The organism is Lysinibacillus sp. NPDC059133 (genome assembly GCF_042755925.1).
In the GTDB taxonomy this organism is placed as follows: Bacteria; Bacillota; Bacilli; order Bacillales_A; family Planococcaceae; genus Lysinibacillus.
In genome coordinates, this window is record NZ_JBHZDH010000045.1 from 11549 (window position 1) to 28390 (window position 16842).

Annotated in this window: 17 protein-coding genes and 1 pseudogene; 14 read left to right on the forward strand and 4 right to left on the reverse strand. The window is 36.1% G+C overall.

Annotated features, from left to right (window positions below; translation table 11 throughout):
- Together bioB and ACFXN8_RS19600 are read left to right on the forward strand one after the other, a co-directional pair.
- Positions 1 to 565 (forward strand): biotin synthase BioB (bioB, locus tag ACFXN8_RS19595; protein WP_386847348.1); only part of this gene is annotated, 565 nt, incomplete at its 5' end.
- Between the two features lie 567 nt (positions 566 to 1132).
- Positions 1133 to 1258, forward strand: a complete 126-nt coding sequence (locus ACFXN8_RS19600) for a hypothetical protein (protein ID WP_386847370.1) — start codon at positions 1133 to 1135, stop codon at positions 1256 to 1258.
- A gap of 81 nt (positions 1259 to 1339) precedes the next feature.
- On the opposite strand, the gene ACFXN8_RS19605 is transcribed toward ACFXN8_RS19600, so the two are convergent.
- Complete coding sequence (locus tag ACFXN8_RS19605) at positions 1340 to 1927, reverse strand: LysE family transporter (RefSeq protein WP_386847349.1); 588 nt, start codon at positions 1925 to 1927, stop codon at positions 1340 to 1342.
- 115 nt (positions 1928 to 2042) lie between these two features.
- On the opposite strand from ACFXN8_RS19605, the gene ACFXN8_RS19610 reads away from it, so the two are divergent.
- A complete protein-coding gene (locus ACFXN8_RS19610; protein WP_386847350.1) occupies positions 2043 to 2597 on the forward strand; it encodes a helix-turn-helix domain-containing protein in 555 nt (184 codons plus the stop codon).
- Positions 2598 to 2761: 164 nt separating this feature from the next.
- Positions 2762 to 2941, forward strand: coding sequence for a hypothetical protein (locus ACFXN8_RS19615; protein ID WP_376077573.1), 180 nt, complete (start codon positions 2762 to 2764; stop codon positions 2939 to 2941).
- Positions 2942 to 3280: 339 nt separating this feature from the next.
- Here ACFXN8_RS19615 and ACFXN8_RS19620 read toward each other — a convergent pair whose 3' ends face one another.
- Positions 3281 to 3904, reverse strand: coding sequence for a YitT family protein (locus ACFXN8_RS19620; RefSeq protein ID WP_386847351.1), 624 nt, complete (start codon positions 3902 to 3904; stop codon positions 3281 to 3283).
- A gap of 1148 nt (positions 3905 to 5052) precedes the next feature.
- Here ACFXN8_RS19620 and ACFXN8_RS19625 point away from each other — a divergent pair.
- The 3 genes from ACFXN8_RS19625 (at position 5053) to ACFXN8_RS19635 (ending at position 6529) form a co-directional block, all read left to right on the forward strand.
- The gene (locus ACFXN8_RS19625) at positions 5053 to 5163 is read left to right on the forward strand and encodes a helix-turn-helix domain-containing protein (RefSeq protein WP_386847352.1); all 111 of its coding nucleotides are present in this window, start codon (positions 5053 to 5055) and stop codon (positions 5161 to 5163) included.
- Positions 5160 to 6074 (forward strand): helix-turn-helix transcriptional regulator, encoded by a 915-nt coding sequence (locus tag ACFXN8_RS19630; protein ID WP_386847353.1) that lies wholly within the window; start codon positions 5160 to 5162, stop codon positions 6072 to 6074. Before ACFXN8_RS19625 ends, ACFXN8_RS19630 begins: the two co-directional genes overlap by 4 nt.
- Before the next feature lie 92 nt (positions 6075 to 6166).
- The gene (locus ACFXN8_RS19635) at positions 6167 to 6529 is read left to right on the forward strand and encodes a hypothetical protein (RefSeq protein WP_386847354.1); all 363 of its coding nucleotides are present in this window, start codon (positions 6167 to 6169) and stop codon (positions 6527 to 6529) included.
- A 402-nt stretch (positions 6530 to 6931) separates the two neighbouring features.
- Here ACFXN8_RS19635 and ACFXN8_RS19640 read toward each other — a convergent pair whose 3' ends face one another.
- Positions 6932 to 7873: a helix-turn-helix transcriptional regulator gene (locus ACFXN8_RS19640; protein WP_386847355.1), complete on the reverse strand. Its 942-nt coding sequence runs from the start codon at positions 7871 to 7873 to the stop codon at positions 6932 to 6934.
- A gap of 158 nt (positions 7874 to 8031) precedes the next feature.
- On the opposite strand from ACFXN8_RS19640, the gene ACFXN8_RS19645 reads away from it, so the two are divergent.
- The 3 genes from ACFXN8_RS19645 to ACFXN8_RS19655 all read left to right on the forward strand — a co-directional run bounded on the left by ACFXN8_RS19645 (position 8032) and on the right by ACFXN8_RS19655 (position 10442).
- Positions 8032 to 8355, forward strand: a complete 324-nt coding sequence (locus tag ACFXN8_RS19645; RefSeq protein ID WP_386847356.1) for a hypothetical protein — start codon at positions 8032 to 8034, stop codon at positions 8353 to 8355.
- Between the two features lie 74 nt (positions 8356 to 8429).
- Complete coding sequence (locus tag ACFXN8_RS19650; protein WP_386847357.1) at positions 8430 to 9527, forward strand: DNA alkylation repair protein; 1098 nt, start codon at positions 8430 to 8432, stop codon at positions 9525 to 9527.
- 51 nt (positions 9528 to 9578) lie between these two features.
- The gene (locus ACFXN8_RS19655; protein ID WP_386847358.1) at positions 9579 to 10442 is read left to right on the forward strand and encodes an NAD(P)-dependent oxidoreductase; all 864 of its coding nucleotides are present in this window, start codon (positions 9579 to 9581) and stop codon (positions 10440 to 10442) included.
- A 519-nt stretch (positions 10443 to 10961) separates the two neighbouring features.
- Here ACFXN8_RS19655 and ACFXN8_RS19660 read toward each other — a convergent pair.
- Positions 10962 to 12128 carry an aminotransferase-like domain-containing protein gene (locus ACFXN8_RS19660; RefSeq protein WP_386847359.1) on the reverse strand — a complete coding sequence of 389 codons (1167 nt, stop codon included), beginning with the start codon at positions 12126 to 12128 and terminating at the stop codon, positions 10962 to 10964.
- 133 nt (positions 12129 to 12261) lie between these two features.
- On the opposite strand from ACFXN8_RS19660, the gene ACFXN8_RS19665 reads away from it, so the two are divergent.
- The 4 genes and pseudogenes from ACFXN8_RS19665 (at position 12262) to ACFXN8_RS19680 (ending at position 16777) form a co-directional block, all read left to right on the forward strand.
- Positions 12262 to 13659, forward strand: a complete 1398-nt coding sequence (locus tag ACFXN8_RS19665) for an aminotransferase-like domain-containing protein (RefSeq protein ID WP_386847360.1) — start codon at positions 12262 to 12264, stop codon at positions 13657 to 13659.
- Between the two features lie 340 nt (positions 13660 to 13999).
- A complete protein-coding gene (locus ACFXN8_RS19670; protein WP_386847369.1) occupies positions 14000 to 14809 on the forward strand; it encodes a COG4705 family protein in 810 nt (269 codons plus the stop codon).
- A 297-nt stretch (positions 14810 to 15106) separates the two neighbouring features.
- A pseudogene (locus ACFXN8_RS19675) lies at positions 15107 to 15426 on the forward strand (helix-turn-helix domain-containing protein); the annotation flags it as partial.
- Positions 15427 to 15541: 115 nt separating this feature from the next.
- Complete coding sequence (locus ACFXN8_RS19680) at positions 15542 to 16777, forward strand: DNA polymerase IV (RefSeq protein ID WP_386847361.1); 1236 nt, start codon at positions 15542 to 15544, stop codon at positions 16775 to 16777.
- Positions 16778 to 16842: the final 65 nt, after the last annotated feature.

The following is a 16842-nucleotide window of genomic DNA, read 5'->3' on the forward strand; positions in this document are numbered from 1 at the left end:
ATTATTAAAAGAAGAACAGGCACAGCAATTAAAAGAAGCGGGGGTAGACCGTTACAACCATAACTTAAATACATCTGAACGACATCACTCCTATATTACTACGTCCCATACGTATGAAGATCGTGTGAATACGGTTGAAATTGCGAAAAAGCACGGAATCTCACCTTGCTCAGGTGCCATTATCGGTATGAAGGAAACAAAAGAGGATGTCGTGAATATTGCACGTGCCCTTCATCAATTAGATGCAGATTCCATTCCGGTTAACTTCTTAAATGCGATTGATGGCACGAAACTAGAAGGGACAAAAGAATTAAATCCACGTTATTGCTTAAAAGTTTTAGCGTTGTTCCGTTATATTAATCCAACTAAGGAAATTCGTATTTCTGGTGGGCGTGAAGTCAATCTTGGGTCACTTCAGCCAATAGGCTTATATGCAGCAAACAGTATCTTTGTTGGAGATTATTTAACAACTGAAGGACAAGAAGCAAACAGTGATTATCGTATGCTTGAGGATTTAGGCTTTGAAATTGAATTATCAGAGAAGCAAGAAGAAGCATTCTGCTAAATAAAAACTTATCCTGTATTAACGGGTAGTAATGAACTGCCCGTTAAAGCCCAATTGGTGAAGACTAATAATCAGTGGGGGATAAAGTAACCCTACTGATTAAAGTTTCACTTTATGAAATAAAATCTACTACTACTACTTAATTATCATCGAAATTGGAGAGCCGTATGTGCGTCGTGGAAAAGGCGTACATATGGCTTTTTCTGTTGGACGGAAAAAGTCGTCGAACGCTCAGGTAGGGAAGAAAGGTGCTCGGGTTCACCGGAAAAATGCTCAGGGCCGTCGAAAAGCCGCGATTGGCTAATAAAAGATAGAAAGTGACGTATATATGAACAAAGGTAAAATGAAAAGAACTGTTTATGCCTTGGAAAATCCAGTTTTCACAAATTGTTCAATGAAAGCGTTTTGAAATTGAACAGTTTGTGAAGGGCTTCACATAACACTTTATTTTTAAAAAAATTGGCGTAAAATAAGAATCAAGCAAGAAGTTGTTGTAAAACAGTTATAAAAAGTATCACATTTTTCGGTGGTTGTTATATTACAAAAACAAATTGGAAGGGAGATTTTATGATGTGGGTTATTACAGTATTTGATAAAAAGGACGTTCGAATTTTTGAGTATACAAATAAGGATGAGGCAACACAAGCTTTAGCTAAATTTAGGAAACATGCAGTTTTAACATATACAAAATAATTTCAGATTTGAGCGAAGTACCCCTTTTCGACGCTATAGCGTATGAAGAGGGGTGCTTTTTATGTTTTGCTAAGTATCCTATTAATGAACGAGAATTGAAATTGCACTGTATACTAATAAAAGAGCCATCACGATATTAAACGATTTACGATATTGTAGTAAAGTTTTTTGAAAAGCTGAACCAAAAAGGGCCCAACTGAATGTACTCATTATACCGACGATTCCTAAAAATAAAGAAAAAAGCAAGTAGCTGACATAGGAAGAATAATAGGGAAGAATATAGGTTGCTACTACTGTAATGCCAAACAAAATACCTTTAGGATTCATGAATTGTAATAAGACGCCTACTAAAAATAAGCTTCGTTTGTTTTCCTCTTCTTTATCATGATCATTCTCTTTGCTCGTTAGTATTTTATAAGCCAAATATAACATATAGCCTACACCAAGAATGGTCAAAGGAAATTCGATCATTGGCATAATATTTGTAAGGACCCTATTAAATAAACAACTCAAGCCTGTAATCGTTAAAAAGCCAACCCCAACACCTAAACAAAATTGAAATGTTCTTGCTAATCCATGTTTGTTTGCAAATGCCATTGCCATGATATTGTTAGGACCTGGGGTAAAGCTAGTAATTATTACAAACACTAAAAAAGAAAATAAAGGCATTTGTGGACCCCCTTTGAAATTGTTTGTTATAATGTCTGGAATAGACAATATAACGTCCGTCTTTTTATTATACATAATGGACGTTATATTGTACATTTCGAAGAGGGGATATTTAATGGAAGAAATTCATCTTATTTTTGCAAGAAATTTAAAAATGATTCGAGAGAAAGAAAAATTAAGTTTGGAGAAAGTTTCTCAATTGTGCGGAGTAAGTAAAACGATGATAGGACAAATTGAAAGGGGAGAGTCTAGTCCAACTCTTACCACTATTTGGAAAATAGCGAATGGGTTAAAAGTTTCCTTTACTACTCTAATTAATAATCCTCAGCCTGATACCGAAATTATTTTTAGAGAAGATGTTCAAATATTATCTGAGGATGATGGACGGTATAGAGTGTATCCATATTTTCCTTTCCAAGAGGATAGCCGTTTTGAAATATACACGGTGGAGATTGAAAGGGAAGGGACATTAAGCGCTGAGGCTCATAAAGATGGCACAGAGGAGTTTATCACCGTTTTTAATGGTGAACTAGTGATTAGAGTCAATGAAGACGAATTTCACTTAAAGAGTGGTGACTCCATTAGATTTAAAGCAGATCGTCCACACATCTACATGAATCCTAGTGATACGCTAACACGATTAAGTATGACTATCTATTATCCAAACTAAATTTATAACTGGAATGTGTCTCCATTGGGCGAAGATGAACTTTATTTAAGGCTGGTTTCGTAAAGATTAGTTGCTCTTCAACGAACGGGGGAGTTTAGTTCCATAAGAGGTACGATATTTAGTAATACTAGAACTAAAATATGAGGAAAACAGAGGATTAATTAATGAGTAAAACCGTTACTTTTTCAGTTTCTACAAAACAAGTGAAAGAAGCCGTCACTTTACAAGAATTAGGTATAGATGAAGAAATGGACGATAAAGCGATAAAAAAAGCAGTAGAGGAATTTTTCCGAGATTGGCTTTGGAATAACGTTTCTTTTTCTTACATCATAGACGAAGACTAAAGCAAAAGTACTGACCTACTCTGTAACCAAAAGAAGAATTTACTTATTCTACTAATGGGGGCTTTACTTAAAGATTATTGAGTTGCATAGGTAGCTCTTTTTTCTTATTGAACTAACTGTGCAGTTTAGTGGAATAGACAGTCAATTTCAATTGAGAAAAAAAGCGTGTTTTGATCAAACTTTTTTCAAAACACGCTTTTCTATTTGCTCTTATATCAAGGTTTATTAAGTTAATTTAATCAAACTTTATTCCATCCAGGGCTACACCATTGACTATCCTACAGGGTATGCGTTTTGATAATCGTATAAGGATGTCAAAGATTTAGAGATTACTTGCAATTATCTTAAAGTTTTTGCACCAGAATATTTCTTTAGTACAGGTATAGAGACGCTTCCCTTTCCGATGATATCAATCAGCTTTGTTCCAAACCATTGGCAAATCAGGGCATACATGATCACTTTCCAATCGATCACGACACCGGCAACAAGTAATATCAAACTATTAATCCAAAATAATATGCTTCCGGGAGGTCGCTTTATAAAAGATGATATAATAAGAGCTAAAATATCCATTCCTCCTGAAGAAGCCCCCATTTTAAATAAAATTCCCACACTAAAACCAAATAAAAAGGCTCCAATTACTAAATCGACCCATACATTTCCAATTGGATGATGAATGTGTGGAGAAAGTGAATGGATAGTGAAGGCAGCTGCGCCGACACAAAACATCGTCCATACCGCGTTGCTTGTTCCAAGCCACTTGAAGGCTGCAATTACCATCACCGCATTTAATAACCAAATGCTCGTTGCATATGGCACAGCCCACATGTAATTTAATAACACACCTATTCCGGCAGCACCACCGGATGGAATGTAATGAGGAAATAAGAAAATAGACATAGCTGCTCCTTGAATGGCAGAGGCAAATGCAAGAATGATTGCTTTAAATAAATGTTGCGACATAACTACTACATCTCCTTGAATGTATCACAGTATTTCTCTTTTGTTTTACATTATATTAGTTCAATCATTAAGTGAAATATAGATTAGTGATAGTTATAATTAGAAATATTTATGATTAGAAAATGGTCATTACAGATCAAGATGCTAAATTTTTAAGTACTATCTCCAACGGATAGCAACCTTTTAACAAGAAAAAAACATTCAGAATGATTATAAAAGGATTGAATTATTAACTATTTCGATTAAACTGTTTGAAATTCCGATAATCGTAAATTATCATAAGTATCCGTCATTTCAAATACGAACGGGGCAGGTTACTTGAAGAAGGGAAATATTTATATTAGGGAGAATCTATACGGAAAAGATTTATTTTTTTTAGAATTGAGGTTTTTAACAAATGTCAGTTGAAAGAAATAGTATGGTTTCTTCTTTAAAGAAAATTAGTAATACCATCCTAAGAGAGAAAGGATTTAAAGGTTCATTTCCACATTTCCGTCGAATTAAAGAAAATTAAGTTTTTCGTTTTTTATCAGTTTCATTTAAAGATACAGCAGTCTTAATCCTTTCTTGAGCACTAAGTACACAGATTGTGAAAAATGAGCTAAGAGGAGAGCAATTGGATAGACCTAATAGGTAGCCGTCTTTTCGGCAGGCTTTCTTAAAAGAGAGGAGGCCCTCAAAATACTCAATTTTGTACTTATTCTTTGAGAAATGTTTCAATGAAATGACGTGCTGTAGTAGTCATATATTGATTTTTCATCCAAACAATAGCCGTCTGAAAAATACTGCTTTAATTATTGCTCCTTTAGTACCCTGGAATATTGCATTAACTTTTCCGGCACTAATTTTATCAGTTGGTGCAGGATATATACCGTATGCCTTTTTTTATATTTTGTACCTTTATTTGGGTTAATTAAAGTCATAGACTTAAATTATAAAAAATATGTACTCGATACAAAAAATTAAAGCAAAAACGATAGTTTATAACCATTAGGGTAGTCGCTTTTTCTTAAGTAATGGGAATTATTCTTGTTAAACAAGTTGTCAATAACGTAAGATTTTTTTGCTACTCGAATCTTTAACTAACGGAGGTTAGTTGAAGAAGAAGGGTTTTAGGGAATGGTATTGAATAAGTTAATATATGTAAATTGTTGCTTGAGGGCGATATGACAATAAAGAAAATTTGTACCATAACAAAATTATCGAAATCAACCTTGTATCGAGCACTTGATAAAAGAAAAAATAGGGGATACTTATGAAAATAGAGCGCTTATTAAAAATTATATTTATTTTATTGAACAAACAAAAAGTAACAGCTGAGGAAGTTGCCAAACATTTGGCTGTCTCAACCCGAACAGTTTATCGAGATATGGATACTCTATCACTTGCTGGATTTCCAATCTATGCCGAACAAGGAAATCTCGGGGGATATCGCCTAATCGAAGGTTATTATTTTCCTCATAGTTACTTTACAGAAGAGGATTTACGACTAATCAAGGAAACACTAACGAGTACGATGACTTTACATACTGACAAGGCATTGCAGAATATCCTTGCAAAAATAACCTTACTTAATGAATCCAAACCAGAAAATTCAATTGATTTTTCTTTCTTAAATAACAAGGACGGAGTTAAGGTAACCGATATTCGACAAGCGATTAAAGATAAAAAGTGTCTTACTTTTTCTTATGCAAAAAAAGAACAGCTTGAAACTAAAAAAGTAAAACCAATTCAAGTATTCTTCTATCATTTGAGTTGGTACCTGTTCGGTTGGCCAGAAAATGAGACGAAACCAAAATTTTATCGTTTATCCCGAATACATGAACTGAAAGTTGGAAATTCAGTATTTACCGAATCCTTTGAATACTTAGATGGTTATCAGGAATTTTCAAATTGGATGAAATCATTAGAATCAGAAATAGTTAAAATCGATATAGTTTTACGATTCCCTCTAACCAGTTCTCAAGAGGTGTTTGATTCGTTTCCCGAAACAAACATTGATAAAAGTGGCGTTGACCATTTACTAGTTAGAATTTCTTATCCTGATGAAGAGTGGGTTGTAAAGTTAATTCTTAGTTTTGGATCCCAGGTCGAAGTCCTTTCGCCCAAGAGTTTTAAAAATAAAATAATGGCTCATATAGAAAAAATGACTCGAATTTATTTTACCTAACTTGACAATTAGTTGTCAGGTTAATGATGGTACATTATGTTTAAGAGTTGTTACTAACTCCGCAAATTTTAACGAAAGAAGATGAAATAACTATGGTACTGAAAAGCGACTTAAATCTTTTAAATTGGACAGAAACAGAACCCGTTCATTCCATTGCTCAAGCAACAGCTGAATATTCAATCGAAGGAGAATTTAATGGGATCTTGCATTCAAACTATACGATTTTTTATTCGGAATATAATAAAGAAGATATCCATAAATCAACATCAACTTTTATTGGATACAGTTTTTTTGAAAGTACAGATAATAAAATAGTTGATAGTATGTTCTTTGAAGAAAAAGGAATCTTTGCTGAAGGCGTCACTTCTGGAGAGTTGAAAAGTAAGATGGCCAATGGAAATTATTTTTTAGAACAAGGAAAAATGATCATTACAATAGAAAAAAAGAATAGTTAAAACTGAACCCGAACAACTTTGAGTATTATTTAAATGTTGTTCGGGTTTCTATTGGATTCTCTGTACAGATGATACACTGACCCCTAGTAGTGCACACTGGTGCAGTAACTAATGGTGGGGTAAGAGTGAAAGTGTTTAGAAAGAATCGATTTATACATCAAACCGAACAAAGAACAAACCTTCTTGGACTAACGAAGTGCTTTAGTTTAATAAGAATAGGACTTGCGTTTATGATTGAATTTCATCCTTTTGTGATGATTCCTAAATCATCACAAAGCCACCCTACATGCCTCACATGACAACACATTGAAGCAGTCAATAAATTGTCATGAACCCCCTCAATATAAATACTACCAATAGAGTACTAAATTGAGTAACTGAAAAACGGTCCCCAAGTTGTCTTCATTCGTATTGTTTGATTAGTTCCTGTAACTTGCTTTTTATTTGTTCCCGTACTACCTGGGGATGTTTTACGTTGGCCTCCATGCCTAAGCCCAGGAAAAAATGGACGATCCATGGTGTAAACGAAGTGTTCATTTTTGTACGAATCGTACCAAATCCATCCTCTCGCAGTTTAAGCCACTGGGATAACCATACTTCTGATTGACATCGTCTTACTCCCTCTGGTGTTAAATCTACCTCAAGGTCTAACATAGTATCCTCATTTGTTGGCATGATCCACGACTTTATGTGCTCATTCGCCATGTTCAATTTCAAACTTTGGTCTGCGTCTAAAGAAAAATCCTTCACTCTATCTACACGAAACGTTCGATAATCCTCTGCTAAGAAACAATAGGCCTGGCAGTACCATAACCCATTCATCGTATAAATCCCGAGAGGTTGAATTACTCTACTTTTGCTAGTAGAAACTTCATACAGGATAGTGACGACATGTTGCTCCAGTGCAGCTTCAAGTAGTTCCTTTAAGAACGGAACATTTAACTCATGTGGAGGCACCCAAAATATAAGCCGTTGTTGCATACTTTCAATCTTTTTCTTTAGTTCACTCGACAAATAGTGGAAAAATTTATCTAATGCTGTATTCACTTCGTTTTTGAAGGGGAGTGCTTTGTAATTACGTAACGATTGGCAAGCAAAAAACAATGCTATTGCCTCATGTTCTGTAAAGCTGATTGGCGGTAACACTTTTTCACGCAAAACACGATAACCACCGTTGGGTCCAGTTTCGGAATAAAGCGGCACACCCAGCTCACTCAGCTCCATTAAATCGCGAATCATCGTTCGGCGTGAAACACCGCATTCTTCCGCCATCTCCTGAATGGTAAATTTCTTACGTTCATTGACCTTCATTATGAGCTGAATAAGTCTTTGCGCTTTGTGCATAAAATAGTCCTCCTCTATAAAAAAAAATATTAATAGTGCCAATAGTTGTCACTATTATCCCGTATATTAAAACTAGAAGTCAATGTTTATGAAACTACGAGAATCGAGACTAGAAATACGTTGACTTCACCAATAAGAGGATGAAAGGTGACTAAAAAATGGAACCAGAAAATCAAAAATATGTAATGGAAATTGTTTTATTTGAGCTGAAGGAGGGGACTAGCAAGCATCGTTTTTGTCAGGCAGCTGCCGCACTTACCAAGGTTTTAAAATTTGAAATATCAGGATTTGAGGGGCGCACATTGCTACATACACCAGACGAAAGCCAATGGACGGACATCATATATTGGTGTGATATGGAAAAGGCATTGGCAGCGATAGAGCAACTCAAGTCTATACCAGAGTTTCAAAATTTTGTGTCGATGATTGATTCACGGGAGATTACGCTAAGACATCTGATCCCGACTAATTTGAACTTGTAGAGGTTTGTGAAAGTCAGTTAAGTGCCATCGCTCAATCAGGATGGAACTGATACCTAACAGAAGGGAGAGGGAACATGGCTGATACATTTGCGAGTAAATACACACCGGATTTCTTCAACAAATTTACGCATATTGTAAAACTTGAATATCCTGCTTTTGATTCAAATAAGTTTATGAGTTTAATCTACGACGATCATTGGGAAAAGGAACAATTCAAACAGCGTATCAGACATATAAGCGTTTCTTTACGAATGACCTTACCTACGTCCTATAGTGATGCATTATCTATTTTAACTCGAATTGCACCTAAATGTATTGGAGTGGAATACTTATTCTTTCCAGATTTTGTGGAAGTGAATGGACTAGATGATTGGCATGATTCCATTCATGCATTAGAGATATTTACACAATTCTCCAGTTCAGAGTTTGCTGTTCGGTCTTTCATATTAAAAGATCCCGAAAGGATGATGGATCAAATGTTGAAGTGGGCGAGCCATCCCAATCATCATATCAGACGGTTAGCCAGCGAGGGGTGTCGGCCAAGATTACCTTGGGCGCCTGTGTTGGAAGCATTCAAATTGAATCCATCACCCATTTTACCGATTTTAAACCAGCTTAAACAGGATATTTCTGTGTATGTACAGAAAAGTGTGGCTAACAATTTGAACGATATTTCCAAAGATCATCCGGATTTAGTGAAAGATCTCGCTCATGGCTGGTATGGAGCGAATTCCATTACAGATTGGATTATTAAACATGGATGTCGTGGTTTACTAAGAAAGGGAGATTCAGAAGTACTTTTCTTGCTTGGTTTTGAAATCTCTCCAGATGTGTCAGTTATTGAATTATCGCTAGAAGAGGATAGTTTGGAAATTGGGCAAACGCTTATTTTTTCATTTTCCGTTCAGACTAACTCCTCTGAATCGCAGAAGCTCCGTGTGGAATATGCGATTGATTTTGTCAAAGCGAATGGAACGACTTCTAGAAAATTATTTAAAGTGACGGAACGCATATTCGAAAAAGAAGGCCGTCAATATATACGGAGCCACCATTTTAAAGATTTGACAACCCGTAAGCATTATCCAGGTAAACATAAGCTAGCAGTCATAATAAATGGAAAAGAGCTAGCTGCAACACAATTTTATGTCAGTAATACCGCAGAACTCTTGTAAAAAAAGTAAGAATCATACAGAAAATGGTAATGGGATATGGAGGTACAATAAATGAATAATGTAACAGTAATCGGCTTGGGATCAATGGGGGCAACATTAGCACGGGTATTGCTAAAAAAAGGCTATCAAGTGACCGTGTGGAATCGATCCATAGAAAAAGCAGAATCTCTACTAGAAGATGGGGCAATCCTAGCTACCAGTGTCGCTAGTGCCATAAGTGCAAGTGAGGTGTCCATTATTTGTTTGTCCGATTATAAAGCTTCCATTAGTATTTTGGATACAAAAGAGGTCAAACAGGCTCTCTCAGGTCGAGTACTTATCGAGTTGAGTACAAGTAGCCCTCAGCAAGCACGTGACAATGAATTATGGGCTCAAGAAAATAATGTAGAATATCTTGATGGAGCAATAGCAGCTTCACCACTTCAAATGGGTAATTCAGAGGCAACAATTTTCACTTCAGGTTCCTTAATAGCCTATAAACAGAGTGAACAAATTTTAAAATGCTTAGCTGGGAATGTTCCTTATCTTGGAGAGCAAGTTAGTGCTGCATCTTCTACAGACTTAGCCTTTCTTTCATACTTGTTTGGTTCATATTTAGGATTTTTCCACGCGGCACGAATCCTTGAATCAGATGGACTACGCATAGATGATTTCGGTTCCATGATTGCCCATGTTTCACAAGTTGTTGGAGAGGTTATTAAGTATGAGAGTGAAGTAATTCAAACAGAAACCTACGATAACCCACAGAGTTCTATAAATATGTGCATGACTACAGTTGAACTTTTCATGGTACAAGCTCAAGAAGCTAAAATTAACAATGAATTTCCGATGTTTGCCCAAGGCCTTTTCAAGAGGGCTTTGGATGCAGGCTACGGAAATGAAGAGCTTGCTGCTTTGATTAAAGTAATGAGATAGAGTATTTAGGTGGGTAACTCTAAAAGTAGAATGATTTTTGTGAAACGAAGTAGCCTACTACTATAAAATATGTTAAAGATCACTCCTGATGGTTGGTATTATCCCCTTTAAGTAGACAATGTAAAAAAGACTATAATTATAGTCAATTACATGTCCTATTTGGAGGGGATTTTTCTATGAGCAGAACAAATAAAGTATATTCAACTGGGTTTAAAGTAAAAGTAGTACATGCCTGAATGGGGAAGGAAGCTATCGAACACTTGCGAATAGTGGTTTAGGTATGACGCCCCTAGTGCTGATGAAAGTATTTTTGATGGTATTGCAAATGGAGTCTTGAATTGTATCCTAGAAGTAGAAAATTATTGGGAAAAGATTAAAATCAAGGGTTTGAAATAGTGGATGTTCATCAAATTTAAACTCGTTCTTATTCAACCTTTAACTATGATGAGAAATAAGAAAAGATGGTGTAAAATTTCACACCATCTCTTTTTTATAACTTTGTTTGTTTTTAAACGACTTTTATAAAATGCTACCTAAGCGTTTAATTCCTTCTCGGATGACTTCTGGTGTTGCATTTGTATAATTTAGGCGCATTGTATTTACACCCGTTTTAGATGTGTAGAATGGATCGCCAGGTACGAAGGCAACTTTTTGCTCCATTGCTTTTTGGAAGACATCTAATGACGAAGCTCCATTGTTCATTGTAGCCCAAATGAACATTCCACCCTCTGGTCGTGTGTAGTCCACATGTGCTGGGAAAAACTCCTCCATTGCATTTAGCATAGCATCTGCTTGATTTTTATATAACGCTATAATTTTCTGAACGTGCTCCATATAGTCATTGTTTGCAAGATAATCATAAATGACATATTGAGAGAAAATATTTGTGTGTAAGTCAGTTGCTTGCTTTGCAGTTTCGATATGATGCATTAATTCTTTATTTTTTGTAATGATAAAGCCAAGGCGCATCCCTGGTGTAACCGTTTTAGAGAAAGAACCTAGTAAAATACTATTTTCTAATTTACCAGCACCAATGTATGGTAGTGGCTCACCTTGGAAGCGTAATTCTCCATACGGATCATCCTCAATTAACGCTACATCATTATATTTTGACATGATTTCGCAAATTTGCTGACGTTTTTCTTTAGAATACGTAAGACCTGTTGGGTTTTGGAAATTTGGAACTGTATACACGAATTTTACATTTGGTTGTTGTAGTGCATTCTCTAATTCTTCTAAGTTTAATCCATCATTTTCGAGTGTTACACCATAAAAGGTTGGCTCACTTAATGTGAAGGCTTGAATAGCACCTAAGTAACCAGGCTCCTCCATGACGATGCCATCGCCTTTGTTAATAAGTACTTTTCCGATTAATTCAAGAGCCTGCTGTGAACCAGTTGTAATCAATACATCGTCAGCATGGACATCTAGTCCGTGTACTCGTTGGTATTTTGCAGCAATGTACTCACGTAAAGGTGCATAACCTTGTGTACCTGAGTATTGGAATAGACGACTACCGTTTTCCGAAATAGCTTTGTTCGCAGATGCCTTTAACGCTTCAACTGGGAAAGAGATTGGGTTTGGAAGCCCCCCTGCAAAAGAGATGACATCCTCTGATTCAGTTACTTTCAAAATATTTCGGATGAATGAGGATGGTGTATTTAGTATCTTTTCTGAAAATTGCATAATTTTTCATTCCTTTTTTCTGATTTTTTAAAAATTATATCATTGCCATCATATGCATACAATATTATCATTGTATGCAAGACAATTAAACATTGTATGCAAAAAATGAGAGAGAAGGAGCTTAGCTTAGAATATGCCAGTTAATTCGTTCGAAGAATATCCAATGAGTTGGAAGCCGGACATAAGTAAAAGTCCGGCTCCATTATATATAGCAATAGCTGAACAGCTGGAACAAGATATAAAGGATGGAAAATTATCGCCAGGCACGAAGCTACCTCCTCAGCGGGAGCTAGCTGATTTTTTAGATGTTAATTTAAGCACGATCACAAGAGCTTTTAAACTCTGTGGCCAAAAGGGGCTTATTTATGCTTCTATCGGTAATGGAACATTCGTTTCATCTGATGCAGGGACAAATAAAATGTTATTACCAACAAATAAATCTTCTCAAATGATCGAAATGGGCCCTGTATTGCCGGAAAATCACGCTAATGAAGATATTACACGTTATATAAAAAAAATGATGAATGACCCAAATTTTAGTAAATTATTTCAGTACGGACGACCTGAAGGAACTGCATGGCAAACGGAAGCCGCCATGAAGCTTTTGGAAAAGGTCAACTTTCAAACGGATCAACCTGTATTGCTTGGAGCGGGGGGACAAAATGCCATTGTTGGAACGATAGCTGCTTTGTTTCAACCAGGAGATCGAATCGGTACAGATCCCATTACCTATGCAGGTATAAAAACAGCAGCAAATATGCTTGGTATCCAACTAGTAGCAATCCAACAAAGAAACGGAGAAATGACAAGGGAGGGGCTATTATACGCTTGTAAAAATGAGCATATAAAAGGTCTTTATGTTATTCCTGATTTTCATAATCCAACAACCCATACAATGTCGATGGAAACAAGAAAAATGATAGCGGAAGTTGCGAGGCAGAAAGACTTAATCGTTATTGAGGATGCGATCTATAGTTTTCTTAAAGAGAAACCACTTGCACCAATAGCCTCCTATGCACCAGAAAAGGTCATTTATATTGCAAGTGTATCAAAAACCATCTCACCGGGCTTACGATTATCCTATATCGTTACTCCACCAGCACTGCGAAAAAAAATAATGGAAACATTGTATAACATAAATATTTCAGTGTCTTTAATGATGGTGGAGCTTACAGCAAGGATGATTCATGATGGCGTTGCGCAAACCATTTTAGAGAAGCACCGTTTGTATGCCAAGCAACAAAATGCCCTTGTCGATCAATATTTAGGGGAATATAACATTTTAGGAGAAGAAGAATGTATTTTCAGATGGCTTATACTTCCCGAAAAGTTCACCAGCGTGCAGTTTGAATTGCTAGCAGCAAAAGCTGGTGTGCAAGTGTATGCAGCTGAACGTTTTGCCGTAGGAAATGCGAAGCTAGTAAATGCAGTTCGTTTGGCCATCACTGCACCTGAAAATCAGCTTGAACAAGCACTCATTATTTTGAAGGATTTACTTGAAAGTGATGGGGATTATACATTTGTTGATTAAAGTAAAGATACACCTTCAAAGAGAGGTGTATTTTTTTGTACTTTAGAACTGGGTAGTGATAGAAATCTCCAAAGTTAAAAAATGAGAAATTACTCATAAATCTTTAATCAACTTCTTATAAAAGATTCGTTATCTTTTCATTACGACCTGTTAAAGTGAAGGCTGTAAATAAGTTCCTAAAGATACAACAGGATTCAATGTCCATATGATTCCCACATGATTATTCAGTGGTATTTGTTAATGGTTCATGTAGTTTTAGTTGGTATGCAACAGTCATCATGGAATTGTTTAAGGGTATGTATGACTAGTTGATATGAATAATAAGGAGATGGATTAATTGATTAAAGATTCATTTTTATCCGAAGAAACAGTGGCCTCCCCATTACAACAGATATTGAGTAAGGTTCCAGAAGTCACAATCTTCTTCTGGATCATCAAGATTATGGCAACTACGGTAGGTGAGACGGCTGCAGATTTCCTGAATTTTAACTTACACTGGGGTTTGTCCAATACGACCTTTCTAATGAGTGGACTCTTGCTTATTACATTGTTTATCCAGTTCAAATCGAAAAAGTACGTGCCGTGGATCTATTGGCTCGTGGTCGTGCTAATTAGCATTGTCGGAACTTTAATCACAGACAACCTCGTAGACAATTTCGGGGTCGCTCTAGAGACGACTACTATTTTCTTTTCTATTGCGTTATTCGTGACATTTGTAGTTTGGTATATGAATGAAAAAACATTGTCTATTCATTCCATCTATACAAGTAAGCGTGAAGCTTTCTACTGGTTAACCATCCTTTTTACCTTTGCTTTGGGTACGGCAGCTGGTGATCTGATATCAGAAGGTATGGACTTAGGGTACTGGAAGTCTGGTCTCATATTCGCTGGCTTGATTGTTGTAGTTATGATTGCCCATTACGGTTTCAAGTTGAATGCCGTATTGGCTTTCTGGATTGCTTACATCCTAACGCGTCCACTTGGAGCATCTTTCGGTGACTACTTGTCACAGTCTCGTGCAGATGGTGGTCTTGGTCTAGGTACTATCGGAACGAGCGCAATCTTTCTAATTATAATTTTAAGTTTGATCATTTATCTGACCAAAACAAATAGAGATAAAATCTTGTTCTCAAATATAAAGGAGCAGTAGAAAAAAGACCATCGAATGATTAATAAACTAGAATAATATATATAACCAAAAAGCTGAGAGTTTTCATTGAATTGAATACTCTCAGTTTTTTTATTTTATTGACCAAAAATATAGTAAGTCAAAAATAATATTAGGTAGTTTTGAGATTTTATCATTTCCGACAGAAGACGCCCGCTTCAAGGAATGTGAAGGTCACAGCTATTGAGTAAGTAGGAGATGAATGTCGGTTGGCGATAGCCAAAAACGATGACATTGTGATAAAGTAGAAACAAATGTTCTTGTGTTGAGATGGAATCAATGTTAGTCAATAAAGCATACAACGCATCAATCCAAACAAAGAACAAGAAACATTAATTGCTAAAACAATTGGTTGTTCTCGCTTTGTATTCAATCACTTTTTGGCACAATGGAATGAAGCTTACAAAGAAACTGGTCAAAGGGTTTCTTCTCAATTAACACAACTAAAGAAAGAGTTAGTATGGTTAAAAGAAGTAGACAACATTGCGATTCAATCCGCACTCAAAAACCTTGCTGATTCGTTTACTCGATTCTTCGAAAAACAGAATAAAGCACCACGATTCAAGTCTAAAAAGAATAGCGTACAATCTTATACAACAAATCCAATTTGGCTGTAGAAGCTGCAAGATTGCATACATGTTATGATTAAGGAAATATAAAAGGACTGCTAAGAATTCTGAAGAAACTTTGGTTAGTAAAATGAGGTGATAAAATATGAATAAAGGAAGAATCATTTTACATATTGACCTTAATTGCTTTTATGCCTCTGTCGAACAAATTTACGATGCCTCATTAAAAGGGAAACCAATAGCAATAGCAGGTGATCCTAAAGAGCGTAGAGGTATTATTATTACGTGTAGCTACGAAGCAAGAGCAAGTGGTGTTTATACAACTATGAATGTCGGGGAGGCGCGGCGAAAGTGCCCGGAGCTAATTGTACTACCGCCTAATTTTGAACGATATAGAGCTGCATCCAAGTCATTTTTTAATTTGTTAAAAGAGTATAGCGAAATTCTCCAACCAGTTTCCATCGATGAAGGCTATTTGCAACTTCCTATAGTTGATGGGCAAAATGTATTGCAACACGTACAAAATATGCAAGATAGAATCTGGAACGAACTACAACTCCCTTGTTCAATCGGCATTGCACCGAATAAATTTTTGGCGAAAATGGCAAGTGATATGAAAAAGCCGATGGGGATTACAGTACTCCGAAAGCGTGATGTTTCAACCATATTGTGGCCGATGAATGTCATTGAAATGCATGGGGTTGGCAAAAGTACATCGGAGAAATTGGGGAAATTAGGTATCCGAACAATTGGAGAACTAGCCGTAGCGGATGAATATTTATTAAAACAAAACTTTGGCATTAATGGTCTGCGTATGAAGCAAAAGGCAAATGGCGAAGATGACAGACCAGTTGATCCAGAAGCAATATACGATACGAAAAGTGTAGGGAACTCTACAACACTTTCTAGTGATACGACAGATAGAGATGAATTATATAAAGTAATCGCAACACTTTCTGAAAAGGTAGCGGAAAGATTAAAGGCTAAGAAACTTGCCGGGGTAACTGTAAGTATCATGATTCGTTCAGCTGACTGGGAAACATGTACACGAAGTAAGTCGATCAATAACGCGATTCATACTAAAGAGGAAATCGTTGAGCAAGCGTGGTATTTGTTTAATAAGCATTGGGATGAAGAACCTGTGCGATTACTGGGTGTTACCGTATCGAATGTCAGTGATATTAAAGAAACGACACAGCAGCTAACGTTATTTAACTTCGAAGAGCATGTAAAAGATGAACCCATCATTAAACTTGTTGATCAAATCGAGGAAAAGTTTGGAAAAGGAACAATTTTGCGGGGGTCAGATATTGCTAAACCAGCTGGGAAATATCAAGCAAATACGAGTTTTAGTAAGGACTTTTGGGACGAACATAAGTAAAAAGAAATATTAAAGAAACTAGAAACAAAATCCGTTCATACAGAAAACCGTCATTTCGATCAATC

Excerpts from the sequence above, each read along its gene's own strand:
- ACFXN8_RS19610 (WP_386847350.1), top strand. The coding sequence starts at position 2,043 with ATGGAAGAAATTCATCTTATTTTTGCAAGAAATTTAAAAATGATTCGA.
- ACFXN8_RS19615 (WP_376077573.1), top strand. The coding sequence starts at position 2,762 with ATGAGTAAAACCGTTACTTTTTCAGTTTCTACAAAACAAGTGAAAGAA.
- ACFXN8_RS19660 (WP_386847359.1), bottom strand. The coding sequence starts at position 12,128 with ATGCAATTTTCAGAAAAGATACTAAATACACCATCCTCATTCATCCGA.
- ACFXN8_RS19645 (WP_386847356.1), top strand. The coding sequence starts at position 8,032 with ATGGAACCAGAAAATCAAAAATATGTAATGGAAATTGTTTTATTTGAG.
- ACFXN8_RS19665 (WP_386847360.1), top strand. The coding sequence starts at position 12,262 with ATGCCAGTTAATTCGTTCGAAGAATATCCAATGAGTTGGAAGCCGGAC.
- ACFXN8_RS19655 (WP_386847358.1), top strand. The coding sequence starts at position 9,579 with ATGAATAATGTAACAGTAATCGGCTTGGGATCAATGGGGGCAACATTA.
- ACFXN8_RS19620 (WP_386847351.1), bottom strand. The coding sequence starts at position 3,904 with ATGTCGCAACATTTATTTAAAGCAATCATTCTTGCATTTGCCTCTGCC.
- ACFXN8_RS19635 (WP_386847354.1), top strand. The coding sequence starts at position 6,167 with ATGGTACTGAAAAGCGACTTAAATCTTTTAAATTGGACAGAAACAGAA.
- ACFXN8_RS19600 (WP_386847370.1), top strand. The coding sequence starts at position 1,133 with ATGATGTGGGTTATTACAGTATTTGATAAAAAGGACGTTCGAATTTTT.
- ACFXN8_RS19650 (WP_386847357.1), top strand. The coding sequence starts at position 8,430 with ATGGCTGATACATTTGCGAGTAAATACACACCGGATTTCTTCAACAAA.
- ACFXN8_RS19630 (WP_386847353.1), top strand. The coding sequence starts at position 5,160 with ATGAAAATAGAGCGCTTATTAAAAATTATATTTATTTTATTGAACAAA.
- ACFXN8_RS19605 (WP_386847349.1), bottom strand. The coding sequence starts at position 1,927 with ATGCCTTTATTTTCTTTTTTAGTGTTTGTAATAATTACTAGCTTTACC.
- ACFXN8_RS19640 (WP_386847355.1), bottom strand. The coding sequence starts at position 7,873 with ATGCACAAAGCGCAAAGACTTATTCAGCTCATAATGAAGGTCAATGAA.
- ACFXN8_RS19680 (WP_386847361.1), top strand. The coding sequence starts at position 15,542 with ATGAATAAAGGAAGAATCATTTTACATATTGACCTTAATTGCTTTTAT.